The following is a 20,773-nucleotide window of genomic DNA, read 5'->3' on the forward strand; positions in this document are numbered from 1 at the left end:
GGTTTACTCCTCCACCTGCACATCCAGCTCGAAGGCGTGGGCGTACTTCAGTTCGCTCTTGAGCTTTTGCAACGCCTGGATCATGGCGTCCAGGTCGGACAGCGAGGTGATGCGGCCGCGGGCCTTGAAGCTGCGGGTGATGGTCTTGGCCTCCTGCACGCCCTCCTGCTCCTTTTCCTGCTGCTCGGACTTGATCCGCTCTTGCAGGCGCTCGCGGCCCAGGCGCTCGATGCGCAGCTTGAGCTGCTGCACCTGGCTGTGGATCTCGTAGTCGCGGTTGACCAGGGCTTGCAGGCCGGCGATGTCCGGTTGCACCTGGAGGATCAGCCCCTCCAGTTTGCCAAGCAGCTCCTGCTGCTCTTGCAGGGTCAGCTCGACCCACTCGGGCACACGCTGCAAGTCGACTTCGGCCTCTTTCAGGCGCTCGGCCTGAGCTGCCTGCATGGACTCGGCAGCACTGCTCACCTGGGCACGCAAATGGGTCAGGCGGGTGTTGAAGTCGGCTGAGTGGCAATGGAAGTCCAGCTGCTGCAAGCGTTGCTCCAGCTGGGCGAAGGGCTCAGCCAGTTCCTCCTTGAGTCGGGCAGGAATGTCGGTGTGCGGCAGCCCCTCGATGGCCCGACGATGCTGCTGGAGTTCACGCAGGGTCTGCTCAAGGCCCTGCTCCAGGCTGTTGCGTACCTCGGCGGCCCACTTCAAGTTCTCGTAGAGAGTCGAGTCCTGCTTGCCCAGTCGTTGCGGCGCATCGGAGGCATCGGTCAGCAGCACATCGGCGATGTCCCGACTGAGGCTATCCAGGCGATCCACGCCCGGCAGCCCCAGGCTCTTGAGCTTTTCCGCCAGCGGCGCATAGCGCTGTTGCAGGTTGGGAAACAGCTTGGTGGTGGCCTTGCTGATGGCATCTTCCAGCGGCACGACCAGATCGCCGCTCAGCTCGGTCAGGCGAGCCGAGGCCAGGGCGAGCATCTCCATCGAGGGCTTATCCTCGCGCAGGGAGACGCCAACGCTCTTGAAGCTGTTGTTGGTCTTCAGGGCATCGATGGCCTGTTGGCCATTGACGGTCACTTCACGCCCGCCCACCTTCAGCTTGATTTCACCCGCCATCAGCAAGGCGGCCAGCAGATAGCGCAGGGTGTCCGGCGACCAGCCGAACGGTGCATCGGCAAACCTGTCGCTGAGACTCTTGCCCTCGACGACCCCGAGGCGGTCGATATGGTCACGAATGCTGACCAGTGCCTTGTGATCGGTACGGATGCTGGCCTTGCCGGCGTTTACCTGTACCAGACCAAGCGGATCGAGCGGCGTCGAGATGCCGGTGAGGCTACCTGCGCGAAGGAACTTCTCAGCCAGCTCAGTGGCCGCTCGTACGGGGGCTTCGCTGTAACGGTCGAAGACCTGCTCGGCGACCTCCGTCAGGTGCTTGCGCGCGGCGTCAGCCAGCTCGCTGCCCAGGTTCTCCACGGCGTTGGGTTGGCCACGGAAGATGAAGGAGCCTTGCAGCAGGCTGCGCTTGATCAGGCGCTCCAGCTCGGCGGTCAGGCGATTGGCACGATCCGACTGGCCATTGCAGTACTCCTTGACCTCCTGGTCGGGATCGGTGCGGTATTTGTTGGCGATTTCCTTGCAGCGATAGATCTCGGCCGTCAGGTCGTCGATTTCCGGCGTGGTACGCCCGACCAGGAAGATCTGGTACTGCGCCTGCTTGTGGCGCGACTCATCCACCATGCGGGTGCGGGTGGCGTCGTAGTCCTTCGGGTCGACCAGCTCGACGATGGTCTGGATGGTGTTGCGTTCTCCAGCCAGAGCAACCGGCAGGCCGCCCTGGCTCTGCGCCTTGAGGCCGGTTTGCACCGCCAGAGAACCGTGCAGCTGGGTGCTCGGCAGCGGGTTGTAGGCCGCGGTCAGGGCGTTGTTGGCAATGCGCTTGACTTCGACGGAGCGCAGCGGAATCTGGCTGCGCTCCTGTTCGATGTCATTGAGCTTTTCGCTAAAGAAGCGCAGGAAACCATCCTGCTCGCCAAAAGGCACGATGGGGTCGGTGATCAGCTCCTCGACCGCCTGCTTGATCGCTTCTGCCTGGCTGGGCGAGGCGATGCTGCCATGCATCAGGCCGCTGACGTTCTGCCGGGTGATCGGCAGGTTGCCGAGGATTTGCAACACGCCCACGGTCTTGGCGATGTTCTGGTGGATCGGCGAGTGGCTGAAGCGGATCTTGCAGACGCTGTCGACGGCCTTGTGGATGCTGGCGAAGGCGCGCTGGATGTCCTTCTCCAAGGCGTCATACAGGGTCACAGTGGTGGCCAGCCAGCCTACCGGCTGATCGGCAATCGGGGTCTTGCCCTCACCTGGCTCAACCAGCACATCCTGGATCACCTTGATCGCCGAGCGCAGGCCGATGCCACCGGTGGAGCGCGCCAGGGCGCCCAGCAGGTGCAGCAGGATGTCGAAGTGCGCCGGCAGGAAGGGATACAGGTTGATGAAGGTGGTCTTGTCGAAATCCGTGCCGTAGGCGCGGGCATCCTCGAGCTTGGTGTGGTGACGCAGCGCTTGGCCATGCTGATCGAACAGTGCGCCCAGCTCGGCAGCCCCTTGCGGGGACTTGCCCAGCAGGCGGGTGTAGCAGATTTCCTTGATGTCGTTGGCTTCCAGATCGATCTGGATCGGGAAACGGTCTTTGAGCTTGAACAGCTGCGGCGAGTTGAGCGAGGCGCGCGGATCATCCTCGGTCAGGGTCTGCTGCGCGGTACCGATGATCCAGACCTTGCCATCACCGAGCGCCTTGAGGTTCTTGGCCAGGCCATCGAGGTTGAGGATCAGGTTCGGGCGCGAGCCGACGTACTGACCCACTTCATCGATGATGAAGATGATGTAGTCCTTGCCGGAGGCCTCACGGGCGATTTCCAGCATCTCCTGGACGCGGTCGTTCTCGAAGCGGATGACCTCGCTGGCCTCGGTGCTGAAGGAGCTCTCGGTCTTGAACAGATTCGGGTAGAGCTGGTGAGCCAGGGCCGGAACCAGGCTGTCCACGACCAGTTCGTCGTTACGGTAGTTGTGCCACTCCTCGCCGCCAGCCATGTCCTTGAACAAGTCGAGGAACTCCTGGTAGCGCCCCTCTTTCTTCAGCTTGCGCTCCAGAGCCGCGACCTTGAGGTTGCGCGAGTAGCCGGCCCATTGCAGCACCTTGTAGTAGAGGACGGTGGAGACCTCTTCCATGGTGGCACCGGCCACCTGCTCGCTGGCCAGGTCGAGCATCAGCACCGCGGCCGGGAAGCGCTTGGCGACGGTACTCAGCAGCTGACGGGTGGTGGTCTTCTTCAGCCGGTCTTGCAGGTGCTGAATGAACGGGACGCCATCGATCTTGATGCTGTCATCGAAGGCCAGGCCGAGGTACTTGGTCAGCGAGCTCTTGCCCGAGCCGTAGAAGCCGGACACCCAGACGCCCACTTCGTTCTCACCGCCGGCATCCATGGCCGCCTGCATCTTCAGCAGCAGCTTGTTGAATTGTTCGTCGATGCTGTCGGTCACCACGTACTCGGCAATCTCTGCCTTGAGGCGCGCCTCCTGGGAGACGCCGTAGGTGATAACTTTCTCGATGCTGCGGTAGATGTCTTTGCTGGGGTCGAAAAGCTGTTTGATTTCCATACGAATCTCTATTCCTTAGCCGCCGACATGCACCGAGCGGTAGTTGCCGTCCTCGGGGTAGAAACCGAGGAATTTCAGACGGGTCTTGCCAGTGCGCACGCCGGGGTAGAAGAACACGGTGGGCACGTGGAATTTGCCTTGCAGCTTCCCTTCGATGACGCCGATCCGCATGAAGGGGTGCAGGGCCTCCAGATCGGAGACCAGCAGGATGGCCTTGGGCTTGCCTTCGAGGGTACTGAGCTTGGCCTCCAGGCGATCCTGGAGCGCGCCATTGGCAATTGCATTGGCCAGGGAGGCATTGGTCTTCTCCCAGGACTGCGGGGCACGTTGGTCTGCTGCCAGCCAGATCTTGCGCAGCGGGGCCTTGCCGAGGATGTCGGCGATCTCCTCAGCGATGGAGAAGGTATGCACATCCCAACCATCGTTGCGCAGGCGAGCCTCCCAGGCGGGCTGGAGGCGCTTCACCTCCAGGATCTGCTCCGGATGGAACACCAGGTAGAAAATCGGCTCGAAACTGGCGTGACCGAACTCGCGCCCCTGGCGGATGCGTTCGATCAGCTCGTTGAAGTCAGCCTTGAGTGAGGACATCGATCACCTCGTCCATGTGCTTGTGCGTCCAGCTGATGTGAGTGACCTCGGCAGCGGACTGCATGATCAGGAAGCCTTGCAGCGACAGGCGCTTGAACTCTTCGCGCACGTCTTCGCGCTCAAGGCCGAACAGCTGCCAATCGCTGTGGCCGACAATCTGGTTGTCACCCAGCCCCTGAAACTTGAGGTCGTAGGCCAGGTAGGCGGCCACCTTGGGCAGGATGCGGAAAGGCAGAATACGCCGCGGGCCACGCGCATTGGCGGACAGCAGCTCGTAATCGGCGCAGCAGCCGATCAGGTAGGAAGAAACCCGCTTGATGGTGGTGTCCGACCAAGACTTCTGTGTCTTGCCCTCACGCACGCCGGTCAGCACGAACTCGCGCGCCTCATCCAGGGACAGGCTGTCGCGTCCGGCGCTGTAGTGCGGCCAGTACTCCTCGCGGACGAACTCATCCAGGATCAGGTTGGCCCGCGCTGTTTGCAGGAACAGCAGCTGACTGAACTCCTGGCGCGTCAGGCTACCGGCCAGGCGCTTGAGCGCAGCAGCCGTTCCCGGCGTACGCAGGTAGCGCGGGGCAAAGCACTCGCTGACGATATTGTGCAGGCGGCGAGCCGAGACCAGAGGGAACAATCCCGAGGCCAGGGCCTTGTCAGACAGCTCGCTGGTGCTCATGCCAGGCTCGTACAGCCCGAGCAACAGCCGCGTCTCCTCGATGAGCCCCAGCCCCGCCTGGAGCTGGGTGGTGTAGAAACGTGCTGCGCTCACTGCGCCTCCCGCAGGTAGGGGAAACACTGGATACCCTTGCTGAACGCATCCAGGTATAGCGCGGCACAGGACTTCAGGGCATTCCCCAGCTCATCCGTCAGATCGCCCACAACCACCGGCCCTTCACTGGCACTGGCTGTGCTTCCTGCCTGCTCAGCCAGGCGTGCCAGCGCCTGATCACGACTGGCGACCGAGCCGCGGATGCTCGCCTCGAAGGCCTTGTCAGAGAACACAGCAGCGGCTGACTGCTCAAGGATCTCGGGGAGCCTGAACAGGTGGAAGGTACGGCCCTCTCCGATGTGCTCCTCGTGCTTGCGAGCGGCGGCGGCGGTCACGCCCTGGTACTGCGCCAGAGCGGTGGAACGGGTAAACACGGGGCCCAAGAAGGCCGCGGCGGTGGGACTGTAGAACTGGCTGGGCCACCAAGCTGGCTGCTGCTCACCGAGGTAGCCGACGAGCACTCGCAGCTCGGCAATGGTCTGGGCGTCCTTGATCATGGGTGGCATCTCGTCGTTCGACTGGCAAATGACTGAATCATAAGGGGTGATGCATCGATTTGGGGCAGAAATCTTGGATGAATAGATCAGGTTAGTAGCAGCTCTACATCCAGGGCTGGAGACTACACACTGAATGCTCAGTCATCCCACTGCCCATCATTGTCCAGATCCCGATCCGAGCCGCCTTGGTCGTAATCCCAGCGCTTGTCGTTGTCGAGATCCCGGTCGGTACCTCCCTTGTCGTGATCCCAACGACCATCATTGTCGACGTCACGATCCGTACCGCCTGCCCCAAAGTCCCAACGACCGTCATTGTCGAGGTCGCGATCGGTGCCGCCCTTGTCGTAGTCCCAGCGGCCATCGTTGTCGCTGTCCCGGTCCGTACCACCCCGGTTGAAGTCCCAGCGGCCGTCGTTGTCCAGATCGCGGTCGGCGGCCTGAGCCAGGCAGGCCATGCCTATGAGCAGGCCAAGGCTGGCAGCGGTCAGCAGGTGCCGATGACATCTCATCTCTGTCTCTCCTCCTACCACCCCGGATAGCGCTGCCAGATAGCCTCGGCAACCTCGCAATCTTCCACCTGGTACTGCTCGGGAACCTGGATGATGTCCCTCGCCACCTGCTCGATCACGTCGCGCAGCTCCAGGTGTTCCAGCCAGCGCCGCGGGATGGCATCGGGGCCGTGGATCAGCCCAAGGAAGTGGCCGGCGATCAGTCCGGTGCTGTCGCTGTCGCCACTGTGGTTGACGGCGGCGATAACGCCCTCCTCCAGGGTGTGTGCGGCCAAGGCGCACCACAGGCCGATGGCCAAGGCTTCTTCTGCTACCCAACCGCCGCCAAGCCGTTCGATGGACCCAGGGCTGGGCTGCTCGCCAGCCGCATGCAGGGCGAGTACTCGCTCGATGATGCTGCGTGTCTCCTCAATGCCAGGTTTATCGCCGTGTGCTGCCAGACTCGCTCTGGTGGCTGCGGCGAGCGTTATGCCCTCGCTCCAGATCCGCGCCAGGATGTCGGCGAACAGGCCAGCCGCCAGATATCCACTTGGGTGACCGTGGGTGGTGCGTGCAGATTCGGCGGCATTGTCGAAGGCATCCGGGAAGAAGGCACAAGGCGCCACGCGCATTACGCCGCCGCAGCCCTTGCTGTCGTTGTCAGCCAGCTCGCCGAAGCTGCGACTGGCGCGCAGGGCCGAGAGGCAGGTATTGCCAGGCGCGCGCCGTGACCAAAGGCGGCGCTCCTCGAACAGCCAGCCGTCCCGACCAACCTCGAGCGGAGTGCGCTCACCCTGGGTCAGCAGCCAGCGCATCAGGGCGTGATGGATAACCCCTGGCGGGTGGCAGAGGCCACGAGCAACGCCGCGCACATGGGCACGCAACAGACCCTCTGCGGTGAACAGCATCATCTGCGTGTCGTCGGTGATCGCTCCCAACTGGCCGTAGGCAGGTACGAAGTCGCGGATGCCGGATTCCCCGAACTCCCGGCGAATGTTAGCCCAGCGCAGGAACTCGACAGGAGCACCGAGCGCATCGCCCACGGCACCGCCGAGCAGGCAGCCCAGCACGGCAGAGGGATCTCGTGGCGGTGTTCGACTTTGAGTCCGTTCACGCACATACATGGCAAGGCCTCCATGGTGACCATCAGGTTGACCACTGCAGTCTGGCGGATGCACGCGACAGCTTGCATCGCACGCAGCAAATCCCCAAGAGCACTGCCATCAGTCCATATAAAGAGTGGCGATAAACAACAGCAGCCCGAGGCTCAGCGGCAACTGCCAGATGACACGCGCAAGGGTGAGGATGAGACCGCGGCTGTCTTCGATGCGCTGAGAGACGTTGCCCAAGCTGTCGAGGACGATGGCCAGACACAGCCAGAGAAACCACAGCTTTACTCCGTACCAGAAACACAGCGAGCCAAAGCTGACCAACAAATCGCGCATGACGCCCCTCCCCGAGTGGAGTGGTATCCGGATGTTCACCAACATGGCACCACAGCGCGACACCAGGTGTCGCGCTCGGGTATTAACCTTGCCGCTGATGTATCTTGATCCGCGTACCAACCACTCAGCCAAGGACGACACCACCATGCCCAACGCTTCCATGCGCAGCACGCTGAGCCGTCAATGGGAACTGCTCAAAGCACTACCAGCCCGCCAGCCGGGCATTTCGGCCCTGGAACTGTCACAGCGACTGGCCGAAGCCGGCTTCAAGGTCAGCAAGCGCACCGTCGAGCGTGATCTGGTCGAGCTATCGAACCTGTTCCCGCTGCAATGCAATGACAAGGGCACACCCTATGGCTGGTACTGGACGCCAGGCGCCACTGCCGAGCTGCCAGGCCTGACAGTGAGCGAAGCACTGACCCTGCGGATGGTCGAGGACAGCCTGCGTCCCCTCCTGCCCAGCTTCATGCTCAAGAGCCTGGAACCACGCTTTGCCCAGGCCCATCTGAAGCTGCAGGCTCTGGGACCCCAGGTACCAACAGCTCGGTGGATCGACAAGATCGCCAGCGTGCCACCGGAGCTGACTCTGCTGGCACCAGAGCTCGACGAAGCGCTGTTGGAGCAGATCCAACAGGCCCTGCTCGATGACCGCCAGCTGCGCTGCAACTACTTCGCAGCCCACAGCAACAAAGTGCGCGAGCTGGTGCTGAATCCTCTCGCCCTGATCCAGCGCGGCAACATCACCTACCTGGCAGCGATCACCGAGCCCTACGAAGATGTCCGGCTGTATGCAGCCCATCGCTTCCAGCAGGCTGAGATTCTCGAGACTCCAAGTCGTCGTCCTGACAGCTTCAGCCTCGACGACTACATCGCCAGAGGCGCTCTGCAATTCACCAGCCCAGGCGCAGGCCCCATCGCCTTGCAGGCCTGGATCAATGAAGACCTGGCACGACAACTACGCGAAACCCCGCTGTCCAGCGACATGGAGTTGGAGCCAGAGGAGGATGGGCACCGGCTGACCGCAACCGTGCAGGACTCCTGGCAGCTGCGCTGGTGGATGCTGTCACAGGCGGGATCCATCGCCGTGCATGAACCGGTGGCGTTACGGGAGGAATTGATCAGACAGCTGGAGGCAGGGCTGGCTGTGCATCGGGGACTCCCCAGCCTGGATAGGCATGCAGCCCACTCTCTGCACGCTCCTTGAGCCCTGCCGCCAAACAGGGCACGAGAAGAGCCGCCGCGTCAGATCAGACTCGCCCCAAAACCGTGCTGACCATCCCCGTAGACCAAGGACACCATTGTTCCTGATCTAGATGTGTAAACCCAGTACGTTGTTCAGTGAAAGCGCAACGCGGCTGATCGGCGGTTTGTAGCCGAGACTGGCATGCGGTCTGTGCCAGTTGTAGTGATGCAGCCAGGCAGGCAAGTGGGCCGCTCGCTGCTCGGAGCATTCATAGCTGCGGGCGTAGGCCCACTCGCGCAAGCTCGTCTGGATAAAGCGCTCGGCCTTGCCGTTGGTGCGTGGCGTATAGGGCTTCGTGCGGACATGCCGCAGCCCCAGGCGTCGGCACAAGCGCCGGAACGCTCTGGACCGATAGCAGGAGCCATTGTCGGTCATGACCCGCCGGAAGCGGATGCCCAGCCGGTAGTAGCGCAAGGCCTGAAGCAGGGCCCGGCAAGCGCTGGTGCCACGCTCATCCGGATGCAGGCTGGTGAAGGCCAGCCGGGAGGCATCGTCGATGGCTACGTGGACAAACTCCCAGCCTGCACCGCCGGAGTTTTGCTGACGGTTGCCGGTGACCCGATGTCCGGGCTTCCAGAAACGGCCGAGCTTCTTGATGTCCAGATGCAGGAGGTCGCCGGGGTTGGCGTACTCGTAGCGCTCCACCGCAGGTGCCGGCTCCAGTTCAGCCAGTCGATGGAGGCCCGCTTGCTTGAGGTGACGGGCGACCGTGCTGACGGCCAGACCCAGCATCTGGGCGATCTGCCGGTAGGTCTTGCGGGACCGGCGCAGCTCGATCAACTGCTCGATCATGCTGCCCTCCGTGGCATGCGGACATGCGTGCGGGCGTGACGAGCGATCCATCAGGCCGGCTTCGCCCTCCTCACGAAAGCGCCGAAGCCACTTGTAGGCCGTGCGGACACTCACTCCTGCGGCCTGCGCCGCGTCCTCGACACGCAGGCCGTTGAGCATGCGTTGAACCAGAAGGGCTCGACCTCGCGGGGTAAGACGGGCATGTTTATGCAGGTTCATCCGGGGCTCCTGGAAGGCTGTGTTGGTCGCGCTTCCAGAATTCCGGGAACGCCCCGGATGAACAACCTACTGAGAGATCACATCTAGAGGAGTTCAGAGCTCACTCGCGGACTAACAGAACTTTTCGCTAACGGTGACCCAACGGTGACCAGAAAGGCTCATTGCACTCGGAGCCCCAGAAACAGCAGGCATAAAAAAAGCTCAAGCACCGTAAGTACTTGAGCTTTTTAGGGTTTTTTGGTCGGGACGGAGTGATTCGAACACTCGACCCCTTGCACCCCATGCAAGTGCGCTACCGGGCTGCGCTACGCCCCGACATGTTTACGGTTACCCGAAAACGAGATGGACTATACCCTAAGCATCTGAATTGTGGAAGTTTTTTTTGCGTTTCAGTGTGGTCTGCGAAGGATGTGGAGGACCTCCTCCAGTTCGGCGATCATCTGGCGGATCAACTGGTGGTACTGGCTGCTGTCATCGCGGACTGCTTCGCCGGACAGACGCTGGCGCGCCCCGCCGATGGTGAAGCCTTGGTCGTAGAGCAAGGCGCGGATCTGGCGGATCAGCAGGACATCCTGATGCTGGTAGTAGCGACGATTGCCGCGGCGCTTGGCCGGGTTCAGCTGGGGGAATTCCTGCTCCCAGTAACGCAGGACATGCGGTTTGACCGCACACAGCTCGCTCACCTCACCGATGGTGAAGTAGCGCTTGCCGGGGATGGGCGGCAGTTCGCCGTCAGGACTTGGTTCCCGCATGGGCTTCGACTCGCGCTTTGAGCTTCTGCCCGGGACGGAAGGTAACCACGCGACGGGCGGTGATGGGAATCTCCTCGCCCGTCTTGGGATTGCGGCCGGGTCGCTGGCGCTTGTCGCGCAGGTCGAAGTTGCCGAAGCCGGACAACTTGACCTGCTCGTTGTGTTCCAACGCCTGACGAATTTCCTCGAAGAACAGCTCGACCAACTCCTTGGCTTCCCGCTTGTTCAGGCCCAACTCCTCATGGAGGCGTTCGGCGATCTCGGCTTTCGTCAGGGCCTTCATACGCTACTTCCTTAACGTGGCTTGGAACCGCTCTCCCAGTGAAGCAATGATCCTCTGCAGATTTTCATTGACTTCTTCGTCATTAAGAGTGCGCGATGGATGCTGCCAGGTCAAGCCGACTGCCACACTTTTGCTATGTGGATCAATACCTTTGCCCTGATAGACGTCGAACAGACGGAGGTCGGTGAGGTGCTCGCCGGCCTGCGCGCGGATGTCGTCCAGCATGCTTTGCGCCGGTACCTCGCGACCGACCAGCAGGGCCAGGTCGCGACGCACTTCGGGGAAGCGCGACAGCTCGCGGAACTGCGGCAGACGACCGGCGGCCACCTCGGCCAGCACCAGCTCGAACAGGTAAACCGGCTGCTCGAGGTCCAGCGCCTTGGCCAGTTCCGGGTGCAGCGCCCCCAGGAAACCGACCAGCTGGCCGTCGCGCTCGATGCGCGCGGTCTGTCCCGGATGCAGGGCCGGATGCTCGCCGGCGACGAAGGTAAAGGCGGAGCCGGCGCCGGCGTAGCCGAGCAGAGCCTCGACGTCGGCCTTGAGGTCGTAGAAGTCCACCGTCTCGCGGCCGTTGGCCCAGGCTTCCGGCTGGCGGCTGCCGCAGATCACGCCGGCGAGCATGCTTTCCTGCTTGAGCTCGTCGAGCTGGCCAACGAAACGCAGGCCGGATTCGAACAGGCGTACGCGGCTCTGCTGGCGGTTGAGATTGTGCTGCAGCGCCTTGACCAGGCCCGGCCACAGCGAAGCGCGCATGGCGGCCAGATCGGCGGAGATCGGGTTGGCCAGCGTCAGCGGTTGCACGCCCGGGTGGAACAGCTCGAACCACTTCGGATCGATGAAGCTGAAGGTGACCGCTTCCTGGTAGCCGCGGGCGACCAGCAGGCGGCGCAGCTGGCCGAGCTCGGCACGCGTCTCGCTCTGTGGCTGCGGCGCCAGGCGGGCCTGCGGGTAGCGCACCGGCAGACGGTTGTAGCCGTACAGGCGGGCCAGTTCCTCGATCAGATCGACCTCGATGGACAGGTCGAAACGATGGCTGGGAATCTCCACCTGCCACTGCCCTGCCCCGCTGGCGGCGATCTTGAGGCCCAGGGCGACGAGCAGACGTTCGACTTCGGCAGCCGGCAGTTCGAGACCGAGCATCTGCTCGATACGCTCGGCGCGCAGGGTGACCGGTGCGACCTGCGGCAGGTCGGTCTGGCTGACCGCCTCGATGATCGGCCCCGGCTCGCCGCCGACGATTTCCAGCAGCAGCGCGGTGGCGCGCTCCATGGCCTCGCGGGCCAGCTGCGAGTCGACGCCGCGCTCGAAGCGATGCGACGCATCGGTGTGCAAGCCGTAGGAGCGGGCCTTGCCGGCGATGGCGATGGTGTCGAAGAAGGCGCTCTCGAGGAACAGGTCGCGGGTGCCGGCGGCGACGCCGCTGTGCTCGCCGCCCATCACGCCGGCGATGGCCAGGGCGCGCTCATGGTCGGCGATCACCAGGGTGTCGGGACGCAGTTCGACTTCCTGGCCGTCCAGCAACACCAGCTTCTCGCCGGCCTCGGCCATGCGCACGCGAACGCCGCCCTTGATCTCGGCGAGATCGAAGGCGTGCATCGGCTGGCCCAGCTCAAGCATTACGTAGTTGGTGACATCGACCGCCGGATCGATGGCGCGCACGTCGGAACGGCGCAGGCGCTCGACCATCCACAGCGGGGTCGGGCGCGACAGGTCGACGTTGCGGATCACCCGGCCGAGGTAGCGCGGGCAAGCCTGGGATGCCAGCACCTCGACGCTGCGCACCTCGTCGTGCACCGCCGGCACGGCAGCGATGGCCGGACGGCTGACCGGGGCGTCGTACAGGGCGCCGACTTCGCGGGCGAGTCCAGCCACCGACAGGCAGTCGCCGCGGTTCGGGGTCAGGTCGACCTCGATGCTGGCGTCGTCGAGATTGAGGTAGCTGCGGATGTCCTCACCGACCGGCGCATCGGCGGCCAGTTCGAACAGACCGGAATTGTCGTCGCTGATCTGCAGCTCGGTGGCCGAGCACAGCATGCCGAAGGATTCGACACCCCGCAGCTTGGCCTTCTTGATCTTGAAGTCGCCCGGCAGTTCGGCGCCGAGCATGGCGAAGGGGATCTTGATCCCCGGACGGGCGTTGGGCGCGCCGCAAACCACCTGGAAGGTCTCGCTGCCGTTGCTCACCTGGCAGACGCGCAGCTTGTCGGCGTCCGGGTGCTGTTCGGCGGAAATGATTTCGCCAACCACCACGCCGGTGAAGATGCCGGCGGCGGGGGTGACGCTGTCCACCTCGAGGCCGGCCATCGACAGGCGGGCCACCAGTTCATCGCGCGACACCTGCGGGTTGACCCAGGTGCGCAGCCATTGTTCGCTGAATTTCATCCTGTTCTCCTGAAAGCGGGTTGACCGTTCGACCTAGCGGAATTGCGCGAGGAAGCGCAGGTCGTTGTCGAAGAACAGGCGCAAATCGTTGACGCCATAGCGCAGCATGGCCATGCGTTCGACGCCCATGCCGAAGGCGAAGCCCTGGTACTTCTCCGGGTCGATGCCGGACATGCGCAGCACGTTCGGGTGGACCATGCCGCAGCCCATCACCTCCAGCCAGCCGGTCTGCTTGCACACGCGGCAGCCCTTGCCGGAGCACATCACGCACTCCATGTCGACCTCGGCCGACGGCTCGGTGAAGGGGAAGAACGACGGGCGGAAACGCACGCCCAGCGGCTTCTCGAAGAACACGCGAAGGAATTCCTCGATGGTGCCCTTGAGGTCGGCGAAGCTGACGTTCTCGTCGACCAGCAGGCCTTCGACCTGGTGGAACATCGGCGAGTGGGTGATATCGGAGTCGCAGCGGTATACACGGCCGGGGCAGACGATGCGGATCGGCGGCTGCTGGCTTTCCATGGTGCGCACCTGGACCGGCGAGGTGTGGGTGCGTAGCAGCATGTTGGCGTTGAAATAGAAGGTGTCGTGCATCGCCCGCGCCGGATGGTGGCCGGGGATGTTGAGCGCTTCGAAGTTGTGATAGTCGTCTTCGACTTCCGGGCCTTCGGCGACGTTGTAGCCGATGCGGGTGAAGAACTGCTCGATGCGCTCGAAGGTGCGGGTCACCGGGTGCAGGCCCCCGCTGGCCTGACCGCGGCCCGGCAGGGTCACGTCGATGCGCTCGGCAGCCAGCCTGGCGGCCAGGGCCGCGCTCTCCAGCTCGTCCTTGCGCGCATTGAGGGCATCCTGAACGCTGGTCTTGGCGGCGTTGATCAGCGCACCGGCCTTGGGGCGCTCCTCGGGAGAGAGCTTGCCCAGGGTCTGCATCAGCTGGGTCAGCTCGCCCTTCTTGCCGAGATAGTGGACCCGGAGCTGCTCCAGGGCATTCACATCTTCGGTGTGTCGCACGGCCTCCAGGGCTTGGGAGACCAGCGCATCCAGGTTTTCCATGTACGGACTCCAGATACAAAATAGGGGAAGGGCACAAGGCCCTTCCCCTATCGGTGACGTAGCCCGGACCCGAGGGTCCGATGATTGTCGTGGGGCTTAGGCCAGAACGGCTTTGGCTTTCTCGACAATCGCAGCAAACGCCGCTTTTTCGTTCACTGCCAGATCGGCCAGAACCTTACGGTCGATCTCGATGGCGGCCTTCTTCAGACCAGCGATCAGACGGCTGTAGGACAGACCGTTGATGCGCGCACCCGCGTTGATACGGGCGATCCACAGAGCGCGGAACTGGCGCTTCTTCTGACGGCGGTCACGGTAGGCGTACTGGCCGGCCTTGATCACCGCCTGCTTGGCAACGCGGAATACGCGCGAACGCGCACCGTAGTAGCCCTTGGCGAGTTTCAGAATTTTCTTGTGACGACGACGAGCGATAACGCCACGCTTGACACGAGCCATGCTTTAGAACCTCTTGATTATCTTGACCGGATTAACGAACGCGCAGCATGCGCTCTACTTTGGCGACGTCGGATGCATGCATCAGCGAGGTGCCGCGCAGCTGACGCTTACGCTTGGTAGTCATCTTGGTCAGGATGTGGCTCTTGAAAGCGTGCTTGTGCTTGAAGCCGTTAGCAGTGGCCTTGAAACGCTTCTTGGCACCGCTCTTGGTTTTCATCTTTGGCATGTTTGGTACTCCGCATTCATTGATTACACATAACCACAAGGCCTGCCAGTGCCCTGGAGGTTACTTACGCTTCTTGGGAGCGATGACCATCATCAGCTGGCGTCCTTCCAGCTTCGGATGCTGTTCGACGGTGCCGTATTCGGCGAGGTCGACTTCGACCCGCTTCAACAGCTCCATGCCCAGATCCTGGTGGGCCATCTCACGGCCGCGGAATCGCAAGGATACCTTGGCCTTGTCCCCATCATTAAGGAAACGTATCAGGTTGCGTAGTTTTACCTGATAATCCCCTTCTTCCGTGCCAGGACGGAACTTTACTTCCTTGACTTGTGCCTGCTTCTGGTTCTTCTTCGCCTCGGCAGCCTGCTTCTTCTTTTCGAACAGGTGTTTGCCGTAATCCATGATCCGGCATACGGGCGGAACCGCGTCAGCAACGATCTCAACCAGGTCGAGTTTGGCTTCTTCGGCAGCCTGCAAGGCCTCGTTGAGAGAAACCACGCCGACCTGCTGACCATCCACCCCGATCAGGCGGACTTCGCGAGCGGTGATGTTTTCGTTGATCGGGGGCCGGGACTGGACTCGCCTGTCTTGTCTCATGTCGCGCTGCTTAATAGTGATTACTCCGAAAGGTTACCGACCACGCCGGGAAACGGCCTCGGCCAGCAGATTCTGGAACTCGCCTACGGTCATGGAGCCCAGATCCTGTCCATCGCGCGTACGGACGGCGACGGTCTGCGATTCGACTTCGCGATCCCCGATAACCAGCAGGTAGGGAACCTTGAGCAAAGTATGCTCGCGGATTTTAAAGCCGATTTTCTCGTTTCTCAAGTCAGCCTTGGCACGATATCCGCTTTCCTCGAGCGCGCCGGCCACCTGGGCGGCAAATTCGCCCTGCTTGTCGGTGATGTTCAGCACCACCGCCTGAGTCGGTGCCAGCCAGGCCGGGAACGAACCCTCGTAGTGCTCGATGAGGATGCCGATGAAACGCTCGAAGGAGCCCAGCACCGCGCGGTGCAACATCACCGGGTGCTTGCGGCTGTTGTCTTCGCTGACGTACTCGGCACCCAGGCGGATCGGCAGGTTGAAGTCGAGCTGCAGGGTGCCGCACTGCCAGACGCGACCGAGGCAGTCCTTCAGGGAAAACTCGATCTTCGGACCATAGAAGGCGCCCTCGCCCGGTTGCAGCTCCCACGGCAGCCCGGCGTTGTCCAACGCCGACTGCAGGGCGGCCTCGGCGCGATCCCACAGCTCGTCGGAGCCGACGCGCTTCTCAGGACGGGTCGACAGCTTGAGCTGGATATCCTTGAAGCCGAAGTCGGAGTAGACATCGAGGGTCAGCTTGATGAAGGCCGCCGCCTCGTCCTGCATCTGACCTTCGGTGCAGAAGATGTGCGCATCGTCCTGAACGAAGGCGCGCACGCGCATGATGCCGTGCAGGGAGCCGGACGGCTCGTTGCGGTGGCAGGCACCGAACTCGGCCAGGCGCATCGGCAGCTCGCGGTAGCTCTTCAGCCCCTGGTTGAACACCTGCACGTGACACGGGCAGTTCATCGGCTTGACCGCATAGTCGCGGCTTTCCGACTCGGTGGTGAACATCAGGTCGCCGTAGTTGGCCCAGTGACCGGATTTCTCCCACAGCACGCGATCGACCACCTGCGGAGTCTTGATCTCCAGATAGCCGTTCTGGCGCTGCACACGACGCATGTACTGCTCGAGCACCTGGTACAGGGTCCAGCCATTGGGGTGCCAGAACACCATGCCGGGAGCTTCTTCCTGGGTGTGGAACAGGTCGAGACGCTTGCCGATCTTGCGGTGATCGCGCTTCTCGGCTTCCTCCAGGCGATGCAGGTAATCCTTGAGGTCCTGCTTGTTGCCCCAGCAGGTGCCGTAGATACGCTGCAGCATCTTGTTCTTCGAGTCGCCGCGCCAGTAGGCGCCGGCCACCTTCATCAGCTTGAACGCTTGCAGCTTGCCGGTGGACGGTACGTGCGGACCGCGGCACAGGTCGATGAAATCGCCCTGCCGGTAGAAGGACAGCTGCTGATCGCCCGGGATCGCCTCGATGATCTCGACCTTGTACTTCTCGCCGAGCTTGTCGAAGAAGGCCACCGCCTCGTCGCGCGACATCAGCGAGCGACTGACCTGAAAATCGGCCTTGGCCAACTCGTACATCTTCGCCTCGATCTTCTCGAGATCCTCGCTGGTGAAGGGACGCTCGCAGTCGAAGTCGTAGTAGAAACCGTCGTTGACCACCGGACCGATAGTGACCTGGGTACCGGGGAACAGCTCCTGCACGGCCATGGCCATCAAGTGGGCACAGGAGTGACGCAGGACGTCGACGCCCTCCGCATCCCGGGCGGTGATGATCGACAGCGCGACGTCGCCTTCGATGACATGCGAGGTATCCACCAACTGGCCGTCAATCTTGCCGGCCAGAGCGGCCTTGGCCAGACCGGCACCGATGGACTGGGCAACCTCGGCCACGCTGACCGGCTGCTCGAACGAACGCTGACTACCGTCGGGAAGAGTAACGATGGGCATGGCGCCTCCTCTCTCAGTGGTGACCCCTACCAAAGGCCACATGGGGTGGGATGAGCCAGTAAGCGGCGCCCGGCGGGAAAACTGCCTCACGATGGCAGGACCTAAGATGGCCTTCCCGGCACTCGGGCGGAGATCACTGGAAAAATAAGCCCGCCATCGTTTCAGAAAAGCCGGACAGGCGCAAGGTAAAGCGCCAAACAGAAGACCATTACCTCTCCCGCCCAGACAATAGCCGAACCCTGCGGGAATCGAGCCAGGTAATCGGATAAAGGGGAGACACGCCTTTGGGACTCGCTCCCCTACGAGCGAGGAAGCCCCATAGCCCCATCAATATCGGGCTTTTCAGGACGATGCAGGCATTCGAGATACTCATGCGATTGCCCACTGATCGGGGCAAATTGACAACCCCTCAACCAAGAGTAATTTGGCTTTCGTGGCAGGTTGTGGCTCGTTACGGGCGAGGCATGCATGAAAAAGGCAGTTGGCCAAAATGGCTCTTCGGCTTCAGGCTTTTTGACCTCGAGCTTCCGGCGAGTGCTAGGGGCCGTCTTGGTCTTAGCCGCAGCGATGCCACTGTCGGCCATGGCGATCCGCGCCCCCGAGCCTGGGGAAAGCCTGGCGGACCAAAGCGGCCTGGCGATCACTGTCGCACCCGGCAACTGGGGAAACGCGGACGCAGCCGACATTCAGCTGGTCCTGCAACGAACAGCGGCCGAATTCCAGGCTTACGTCGCCAAGCGCGGGGATCAACCGATAAAAATCCGCGTCATACCGCGCTTCAACTCTCCACGGGTTCTCTACGAACGCGGACCGGAAGGCGAGTATGTCGTACATCTCACGGCCCGCGACGAGCGCTGGTTCCAGTATGCGTATCAATTTTCCCATGAGCTGTGCCACATCTTCTCGAACTTCGACCACAAAGCCGTAATAGGCGACGAAGTGGCCAACCACAACCAGTGGTTCGAAGAAACCCTATGCGAAACCGCCTCGCTCTTTACCCTGAAACGCTTGGCAACCACCTGGGAAGGCAACCCTCCGGCACGCCAATGGATCGGCTATGGCTCCACATTCGCCGCCTACGCCAGTTATCTGCTCGGCGAAAACCATCGTCGCCTGCCCGCGGCGCAGCAGCTCGATCAGTGGTACCAGGATAATCGCACCGCTCTGCAGGAGACCCCCTACCTGCGAGAGAAGAACGAATTGGCCGCGACGGCGCTGCTGCCGCTGTTCGAGACAACACCGGACCTGTGGCGAGCCATTGGGTATCTGAACGCGGACCAGGCGAGCGCCGCCAAGACTTTCCCGGAATACCTGGCCGACTGGCAGGCCGCTTGCCCTCCCCGAGAGCAGGAACTCGTCCGCCAGACCATGGCACTCTTCGGAATCAAGGGGGAAACTTCACCAGACACCAATATGGCTTGGCTGGCGTATTTCATTTAACCACCCCGCCTATGCGCCTCAAATCGCACGAATATGGAGCAGAGGAAGCCCCTACCCCATATCCATCGCTCCATCCAGCGCCAGCGTCATTCACTCAGAAGGGAAAAGCCGCCGAGTTCAATAGCCCTTGGCCTTCAGCGTCTGCTTGACGCTATCCACGTAGCTGTTGAACCACATCGATCCCGTATCCGGAGCAGAGAAGCCGGACACATAGCCATCGAAGCCCGACACCGGGCCATTCGGACCCGCAGCACCGTAGGGTTCCTCGGGCGCCGAAGCAATCTGGTTGTTGACCATTTCGACGTAGGAGTCGATCCACCGGGAACCGGTGTCCCGGGCAGACATTTCCTGCACCATTTGATTGAAGGCAGAATCCGATCCATCCCCTTCAGCCGCGAAACCGATTGCCGGCACAGCAGCACTCAACACGGCACAGACAAGGACGGAAGTGCGAGCGCTAATCGCCCATTGTTGCCGACTCATGGCTCTCCCTCCTCTGTTGAAACCAGAAGCGGCATTTCCATGAAACAGCGCCTGTGCAGCCGCTTCACCGACACGGCATCGCTCGCCACCATGGCCTCAATTTTATATAGCCCAGAAAATGACGGCCCTCAAATCCGTACGTCGCCCAAGGCAATTGCATGAACGCCCCGGCGACGTGGAGTGGACAAGAAGACAATGCGGCCATCGCCGCGGAGGTTATCCTCCATGCGCGCCATCCCATCGTGCGATTGTCGCGATCGTGCATCGGCCCCCCACCCCTAAAAACAACGGCAAGGTAACTCGCCCTCTCATCGATAGGCCTAGCGGCGACAAGCTCGCTTAGAGCGTCTCGAGGAACTCAGCGATCAATCGATTGAACAAGGCCGGGCGCTGGACATTCATGCCATGCGACACCCCTGGCAGCACCTCGCAACGCGCACCTGGCAAATGATGTTCAAGCATTCGCAGAATCGTCGGGAATGGCTGTGGGCTGCGCTCACCACCGAGGAACAGGACAGGACAGCGCACCCGCGCCAGCAACTCGGCACCGATCGGCTCCGGCCGATCCTCGACCTGCCCCACCAGGGTGAAGGCGTTATCCAGCGCCATGTGTCGAAAGCGCGCCGAGGAGCGCTGCCAGATCCCGGTACCGCTGACGGTATCGACGAACAACTGCAGACCCGCTTCGGCCTGCCCCTCGCGAATCAGGCGCAGCGCCTCGAGGCGGAACTGGTTGCGCTCGCCGGCGGCAACCGGTGCCGGCAAGCCCGCCGACGCAAACAGCTCCACAGCATAGTCACCCCCCGGGTCGGCCAGCGACAGGGAGCGCACCAGCTCCGGCCGCTGCGCCGCCATGCGCAGGACGACATTGCCGCCACGCGAATGACCAACCACGTGCATGGACTCGCCCTGCCGCTCGATCAGCTCGATAAGGTCGGCCACATGCTGGTCGGTGGAGAAGCCGCCGCCCAGGCCATCCCAGCGCTCCGGAAAACAGCGTCGCAGGCTCGGCACCAGCACCCGCCAACGCTCGGCCAGCATCGGCGCCTGCGCCGACCAGAAGCGGTAGTCGCACAACGAACCATGCACCAGGAGCAAGGGCGCGCCCGCCCCTACCTCCACACCTTTAAGTTCGTAATCGGGCAGATGCCAAGCCACGGTTTCCACCGCCTGACCTCGCAAGCAATCTTGGGAATGCAGAAAACAGAAAAGCCGGTCGAGATGACCGGCTTTTCTGTATTTGGTAGGCACAATTGGACTCGAACCAACGACCCCCACCATGTCAAGGTGGTGCTCTAACCAACTGAGCTATGTGCCTGCAATTTGGTAGGCGCAATTGGACTCGAACCAACGACCCCCACCATGTCAAGGTGGTGCTCTAACCAACTGAGCTATGCGCCTGCAGTGGCCGCGAATATTAAGGAGCAGCCGCTGCCCCGTCAACTCCTTTTTCGCTAACCCTCTGAAAAAACACCATCTTTTTCTC

21 protein-coding genes and 3 tRNA genes are annotated in these 20,773 nt (G+C 62.3%); 3 read left to right on the forward strand and 21 right to left on the reverse strand.

From position 1 onward, the window contains the following. Window positions 1-3: 3 nt before the first annotated feature. From brxC to LMJ29_RS13140, 7 genes are all read right to left on the reverse strand, one after another. Window positions 4-3,642 carry a BREX system P-loop protein BrxC gene (gene brxC / locus LMJ29_RS13110; protein ID WP_229605965.1) on the reverse strand — a complete coding sequence of 1,213 codons (3,639 nt, stop codon included), beginning with the start codon at window positions 3,640-3,642 and terminating at the stop codon, window positions 4-6. A 15-nt stretch (window positions 3,643-3,657) separates the two neighbouring features. Continuing rightward, window positions 3,658-4,230, reverse strand: coding sequence for a BREX protein BrxB domain-containing protein (locus tag LMJ29_RS13115; protein ID WP_229605966.1), 573 nt, complete (start codon window positions 4,228-4,230; stop codon window positions 3,658-3,660). Further along, window positions 4,211-4,996: a BrxA family protein gene (locus tag LMJ29_RS13120; protein ID WP_229605967.1), complete on the reverse strand. Its 786-nt coding sequence runs from the start codon at window positions 4,994-4,996 to the stop codon at window positions 4,211-4,213. The genes LMJ29_RS13115 and LMJ29_RS13120 overlap by 20 nt, the downstream gene beginning before the upstream one ends. Continuing rightward, window positions 4,993-5,493, reverse strand: a complete 501-nt coding sequence (locus LMJ29_RS13125) for a BrxE family protein (RefSeq protein ID WP_229605968.1) — start codon at window positions 5,491-5,493, stop codon at window positions 4,993-4,995. The genes LMJ29_RS13120 and LMJ29_RS13125 overlap by 4 nt, the downstream gene beginning before the upstream one ends. A gap of 137 nt (window positions 5,494-5,630) precedes the next feature. After that, the gene (locus tag LMJ29_RS13130; protein ID WP_229605969.1) at window positions 5,631-6,002 is read right to left on the reverse strand and encodes a hypothetical protein; all 372 of its coding nucleotides are present in this window, start codon (window positions 6,000-6,002) and stop codon (window positions 5,631-5,633) included. Window positions 6,003-6,016: 14 nt separating this feature from the next. Continuing rightward, a complete protein-coding gene (locus LMJ29_RS13135; protein ID WP_229605970.1) occupies window positions 6,017-7,105 on the reverse strand; it encodes an ADP-ribosylglycohydrolase family protein in 1,089 nt (362 codons plus the stop codon). Window positions 7,106-7,204: 99 nt separating this feature from the next. Beyond that, window positions 7,205-7,426 carry a hypothetical protein gene (locus LMJ29_RS13140; RefSeq protein ID WP_229605971.1) on the reverse strand — a complete coding sequence of 74 codons (222 nt, stop codon included), beginning with the start codon at window positions 7,424-7,426 and terminating at the stop codon, window positions 7,205-7,207. A gap of 31 nt (window positions 7,427-7,457) precedes the next feature. Between LMJ29_RS13140 and LMJ29_RS13145 the strand changes: the two genes are divergently transcribed. Then, complete coding sequence (locus tag LMJ29_RS13145) at window positions 7,458-8,630, forward strand: helix-turn-helix transcriptional regulator (protein ID WP_319942223.1); 1,173 nt, start codon at window positions 7,458-7,460, stop codon at window positions 8,628-8,630. A 105-nt stretch (window positions 8,631-8,735) separates the two neighbouring features. Here LMJ29_RS13145 and LMJ29_RS13150 read toward each other — a convergent pair whose 3' ends face one another. The 10 genes from LMJ29_RS13150 to thrS form a co-directional block, all read right to left on the reverse strand. After that, a complete protein-coding gene (locus LMJ29_RS13150; protein WP_229605972.1) occupies window positions 8,736-9,680 on the reverse strand; it encodes an IS481 family transposase in 945 nt (314 codons plus the stop codon). A gap of 238 nt (window positions 9,681-9,918) precedes the next feature. Continuing rightward, window positions 9,919-9,995 (reverse strand) — tRNA-Pro (locus LMJ29_RS13155). Between the two features lie 74 nt (window positions 9,996-10,069). Further along, window positions 10,070-10,432 (reverse strand): MerR family transcriptional regulator, encoded by a 363-nt coding sequence (locus LMJ29_RS13160; RefSeq protein ID WP_229605973.1) that lies wholly within the window; start codon window positions 10,430-10,432, stop codon window positions 10,070-10,072. After that, a complete protein-coding gene (gene ihfA, locus LMJ29_RS13165; RefSeq protein ID WP_229605974.1) occupies window positions 10,413-10,715 on the reverse strand; it encodes an integration host factor subunit alpha in 303 nt (100 codons plus the stop codon). Before ihfA ends, LMJ29_RS13160 begins: the two co-directional genes overlap by 20 nt. Before the next feature lie 3 nt (window positions 10,716-10,718). Next, window positions 10,719-13,097: a phenylalanine--tRNA ligase subunit beta gene (pheT, locus tag LMJ29_RS13170; protein ID WP_229605975.1), complete on the reverse strand. Its 2,379-nt coding sequence runs from the start codon at window positions 13,095-13,097 to the stop codon at window positions 10,719-10,721. Between the two features lie 33 nt (window positions 13,098-13,130). Continuing rightward, the gene (pheS, locus tag LMJ29_RS13175; RefSeq protein WP_229605976.1) at window positions 13,131-14,147 is read right to left on the reverse strand and encodes a phenylalanine--tRNA ligase subunit alpha; all 1,017 of its coding nucleotides are present in this window, start codon (window positions 14,145-14,147) and stop codon (window positions 13,131-13,133) included. Window positions 14,148-14,243: 96 nt separating this feature from the next. Further along, the gene (gene rplT / locus LMJ29_RS13180; RefSeq protein WP_229605977.1) at window positions 14,244-14,600 is read right to left on the reverse strand and encodes a 50S ribosomal protein L20; all 357 of its coding nucleotides are present in this window, start codon (window positions 14,598-14,600) and stop codon (window positions 14,244-14,246) included. Between the two features lie 31 nt (window positions 14,601-14,631). Then, window positions 14,632-14,826: a 50S ribosomal protein L35 gene (gene rpmI / locus LMJ29_RS13185; protein ID WP_229605978.1), complete on the reverse strand. Its 195-nt coding sequence runs from the start codon at window positions 14,824-14,826 to the stop codon at window positions 14,632-14,634. Window positions 14,827-14,886: 60 nt separating this feature from the next. After that, window positions 14,887-15,420, reverse strand: coding sequence for a translation initiation factor IF-3 (gene infC / locus LMJ29_RS13190; protein WP_229605979.1), 534 nt, complete (start codon window positions 15,418-15,420; stop codon window positions 14,887-14,889). 33 nt (window positions 15,421-15,453) lie between these two features. Then, window positions 15,454-17,364 (reverse strand): threonine--tRNA ligase, encoded by a 1,911-nt coding sequence (gene thrS, locus LMJ29_RS13195; protein ID WP_229605980.1) that lies wholly within the window; start codon window positions 17,362-17,364, stop codon window positions 15,454-15,456. A 468-nt stretch (window positions 17,365-17,832) separates the two neighbouring features. On the opposite strand from thrS, the gene LMJ29_RS13200 reads away from it, so the two are divergent. Continuing rightward, window positions 17,833-18,804 carry a hypothetical protein gene (locus LMJ29_RS13200; protein ID WP_229605981.1) on the forward strand — a complete coding sequence of 324 codons (972 nt, stop codon included), beginning with the start codon at window positions 17,833-17,835 and terminating at the stop codon, window positions 18,802-18,804. A 117-nt stretch (window positions 18,805-18,921) separates the two neighbouring features. On the opposite strand, the gene LMJ29_RS13205 is transcribed toward LMJ29_RS13200, so the two are convergent. Beyond that, the gene (locus LMJ29_RS13205) at window positions 18,922-19,287 is read right to left on the reverse strand and encodes a hypothetical protein (RefSeq protein WP_229605982.1); all 366 of its coding nucleotides are present in this window, start codon (window positions 19,285-19,287) and stop codon (window positions 18,922-18,924) included. A 39-nt stretch (window positions 19,288-19,326) separates the two neighbouring features. On the opposite strand from LMJ29_RS13205, the gene LMJ29_RS20970 reads away from it, so the two are divergent. Beyond that, complete coding sequence (locus tag LMJ29_RS20970; RefSeq protein ID WP_264758890.1) at window positions 19,327-19,449, forward strand: hypothetical protein; 123 nt, start codon at window positions 19,327-19,329, stop codon at window positions 19,447-19,449. A gap of 177 nt (window positions 19,450-19,626) precedes the next feature. Here the strand turns inward: LMJ29_RS20970 and LMJ29_RS13210 are convergent, their stop codons facing one another. The 3 genes from LMJ29_RS13210 to LMJ29_RS13220 form a co-directional block, all read right to left on the reverse strand. Then, entirely contained in the window at window positions 19,627-20,454 is an 828-nt protein-coding gene (locus LMJ29_RS13210; RefSeq protein WP_229605994.1) for an alpha/beta fold hydrolase, read from the reverse strand. A gap of 74 nt (window positions 20,455-20,528) precedes the next feature. Beyond that, window positions 20,529-20,605: transfer RNA gene (locus LMJ29_RS13215), tRNA-Val, on the reverse strand. Window positions 20,606-20,611: 6 nt separating this feature from the next. After that, window positions 20,612-20,688 (reverse strand) — tRNA-Val (locus tag LMJ29_RS13220). Window positions 20,689-20,773 lie beyond the last annotated feature (85 nt).

Origin of the sequence: Pseudomonas oryzagri, assembly GCF_020831405.1 — a bacterium.
Classification (GTDB): Bacteria; Pseudomonadota; Gammaproteobacteria; order Pseudomonadales; family Pseudomonadaceae; genus Geopseudomonas; species Geopseudomonas oryzagri.

Bases quoted from the DNA above. Each gene is read 5' to 3' on its own strand.
- brxC (WP_229605965.1), bottom strand. From the start codon at position 3,642: ATGGAAATCAAACAGCTTTTCGACCCCAGCAAAGACATCTACCGCAGC.
- LMJ29_RS13115 (WP_229605966.1), bottom strand. From the start codon at position 4,230: ATGTCCTCACTCAAGGCTGACTTCAACGAGCTGATCGAACGCATCCGC.
- LMJ29_RS13125 (WP_229605968.1), bottom strand. From the start codon at position 5,493: ATGATCAAGGACGCCCAGACCATTGCCGAGCTGCGAGTGCTCGTCGGC.
- LMJ29_RS13130 (WP_229605969.1), bottom strand. From the start codon at position 6,002: ATGAGATGTCATCGGCACCTGCTGACCGCTGCCAGCCTTGGCCTGCTC.
- LMJ29_RS13135 (WP_229605970.1), bottom strand. From the start codon at position 7,105: ATGTATGTGCGTGAACGGACTCAAAGTCGAACACCGCCACGAGATCCC.
- LMJ29_RS13140 (WP_229605971.1), bottom strand. From the start codon at position 7,426: ATGCGCGATTTGTTGGTCAGCTTTGGCTCGCTGTGTTTCTGGTACGGA.
- LMJ29_RS13145 (WP_319942223.1), top strand. From the start codon at position 7,458: ATGTTCACCAACATGGCACCACAGCGCGACACCAGGTGTCGCGCTCGG.
- LMJ29_RS13150 (WP_229605972.1), bottom strand. From the start codon at position 9,680: ATGAACCTGCATAAACATGCCCGTCTTACCCCGCGAGGTCGAGCCCTT.
- LMJ29_RS13160 (WP_229605973.1), bottom strand. From the start codon at position 10,432: ATGCGGGAACCAAGTCCTGACGGCGAACTGCCGCCCATCCCCGGCAAG.
- ihfA (WP_229605974.1), bottom strand. From the start codon at position 10,715: ATGAAGGCCCTGACGAAAGCCGAGATCGCCGAACGCCTCCATGAGGAG.
- pheT (WP_229605975.1), bottom strand. From the start codon at position 13,097: ATGAAATTCAGCGAACAATGGCTGCGCACCTGGGTCAACCCGCAGGTG.
- pheS (WP_229605976.1), bottom strand. From the start codon at position 14,147: ATGGAAAACCTGGATGCGCTGGTCTCCCAAGCCCTGGAGGCCGTGCGA.
- rplT (WP_229605977.1), bottom strand. From the start codon at position 14,600: ATGGCTCGTGTCAAGCGTGGCGTTATCGCTCGTCGTCGTCACAAGAAA.
- rpmI (WP_229605978.1), bottom strand. From the start codon at position 14,826: ATGCCAAAGATGAAAACCAAGAGCGGTGCCAAGAAGCGTTTCAAGGCC.
- infC (WP_229605979.1), bottom strand. From the start codon at position 15,420: ATGAGACAAGACAGGCGAGTCCAGTCCCGGCCCCCGATCAACGAAAAC.
- thrS (WP_229605980.1), bottom strand. From the start codon at position 17,364: ATGCCCATCGTTACTCTTCCCGACGGTAGTCAGCGTTCGTTCGAGCAG.
- LMJ29_RS13200 (WP_229605981.1), top strand. From the start codon at position 17,833: ATGAAAAAGGCAGTTGGCCAAAATGGCTCTTCGGCTTCAGGCTTTTTG.
- LMJ29_RS13205 (WP_229605982.1), bottom strand. From the start codon at position 19,287: ATGAGTCGGCAACAATGGGCGATTAGCGCTCGCACTTCCGTCCTTGTC.
- LMJ29_RS20970 (WP_264758890.1), top strand. From the start codon at position 19,327: ATGAAACAGCGCCTGTGCAGCCGCTTCACCGACACGGCATCGCTCGCC.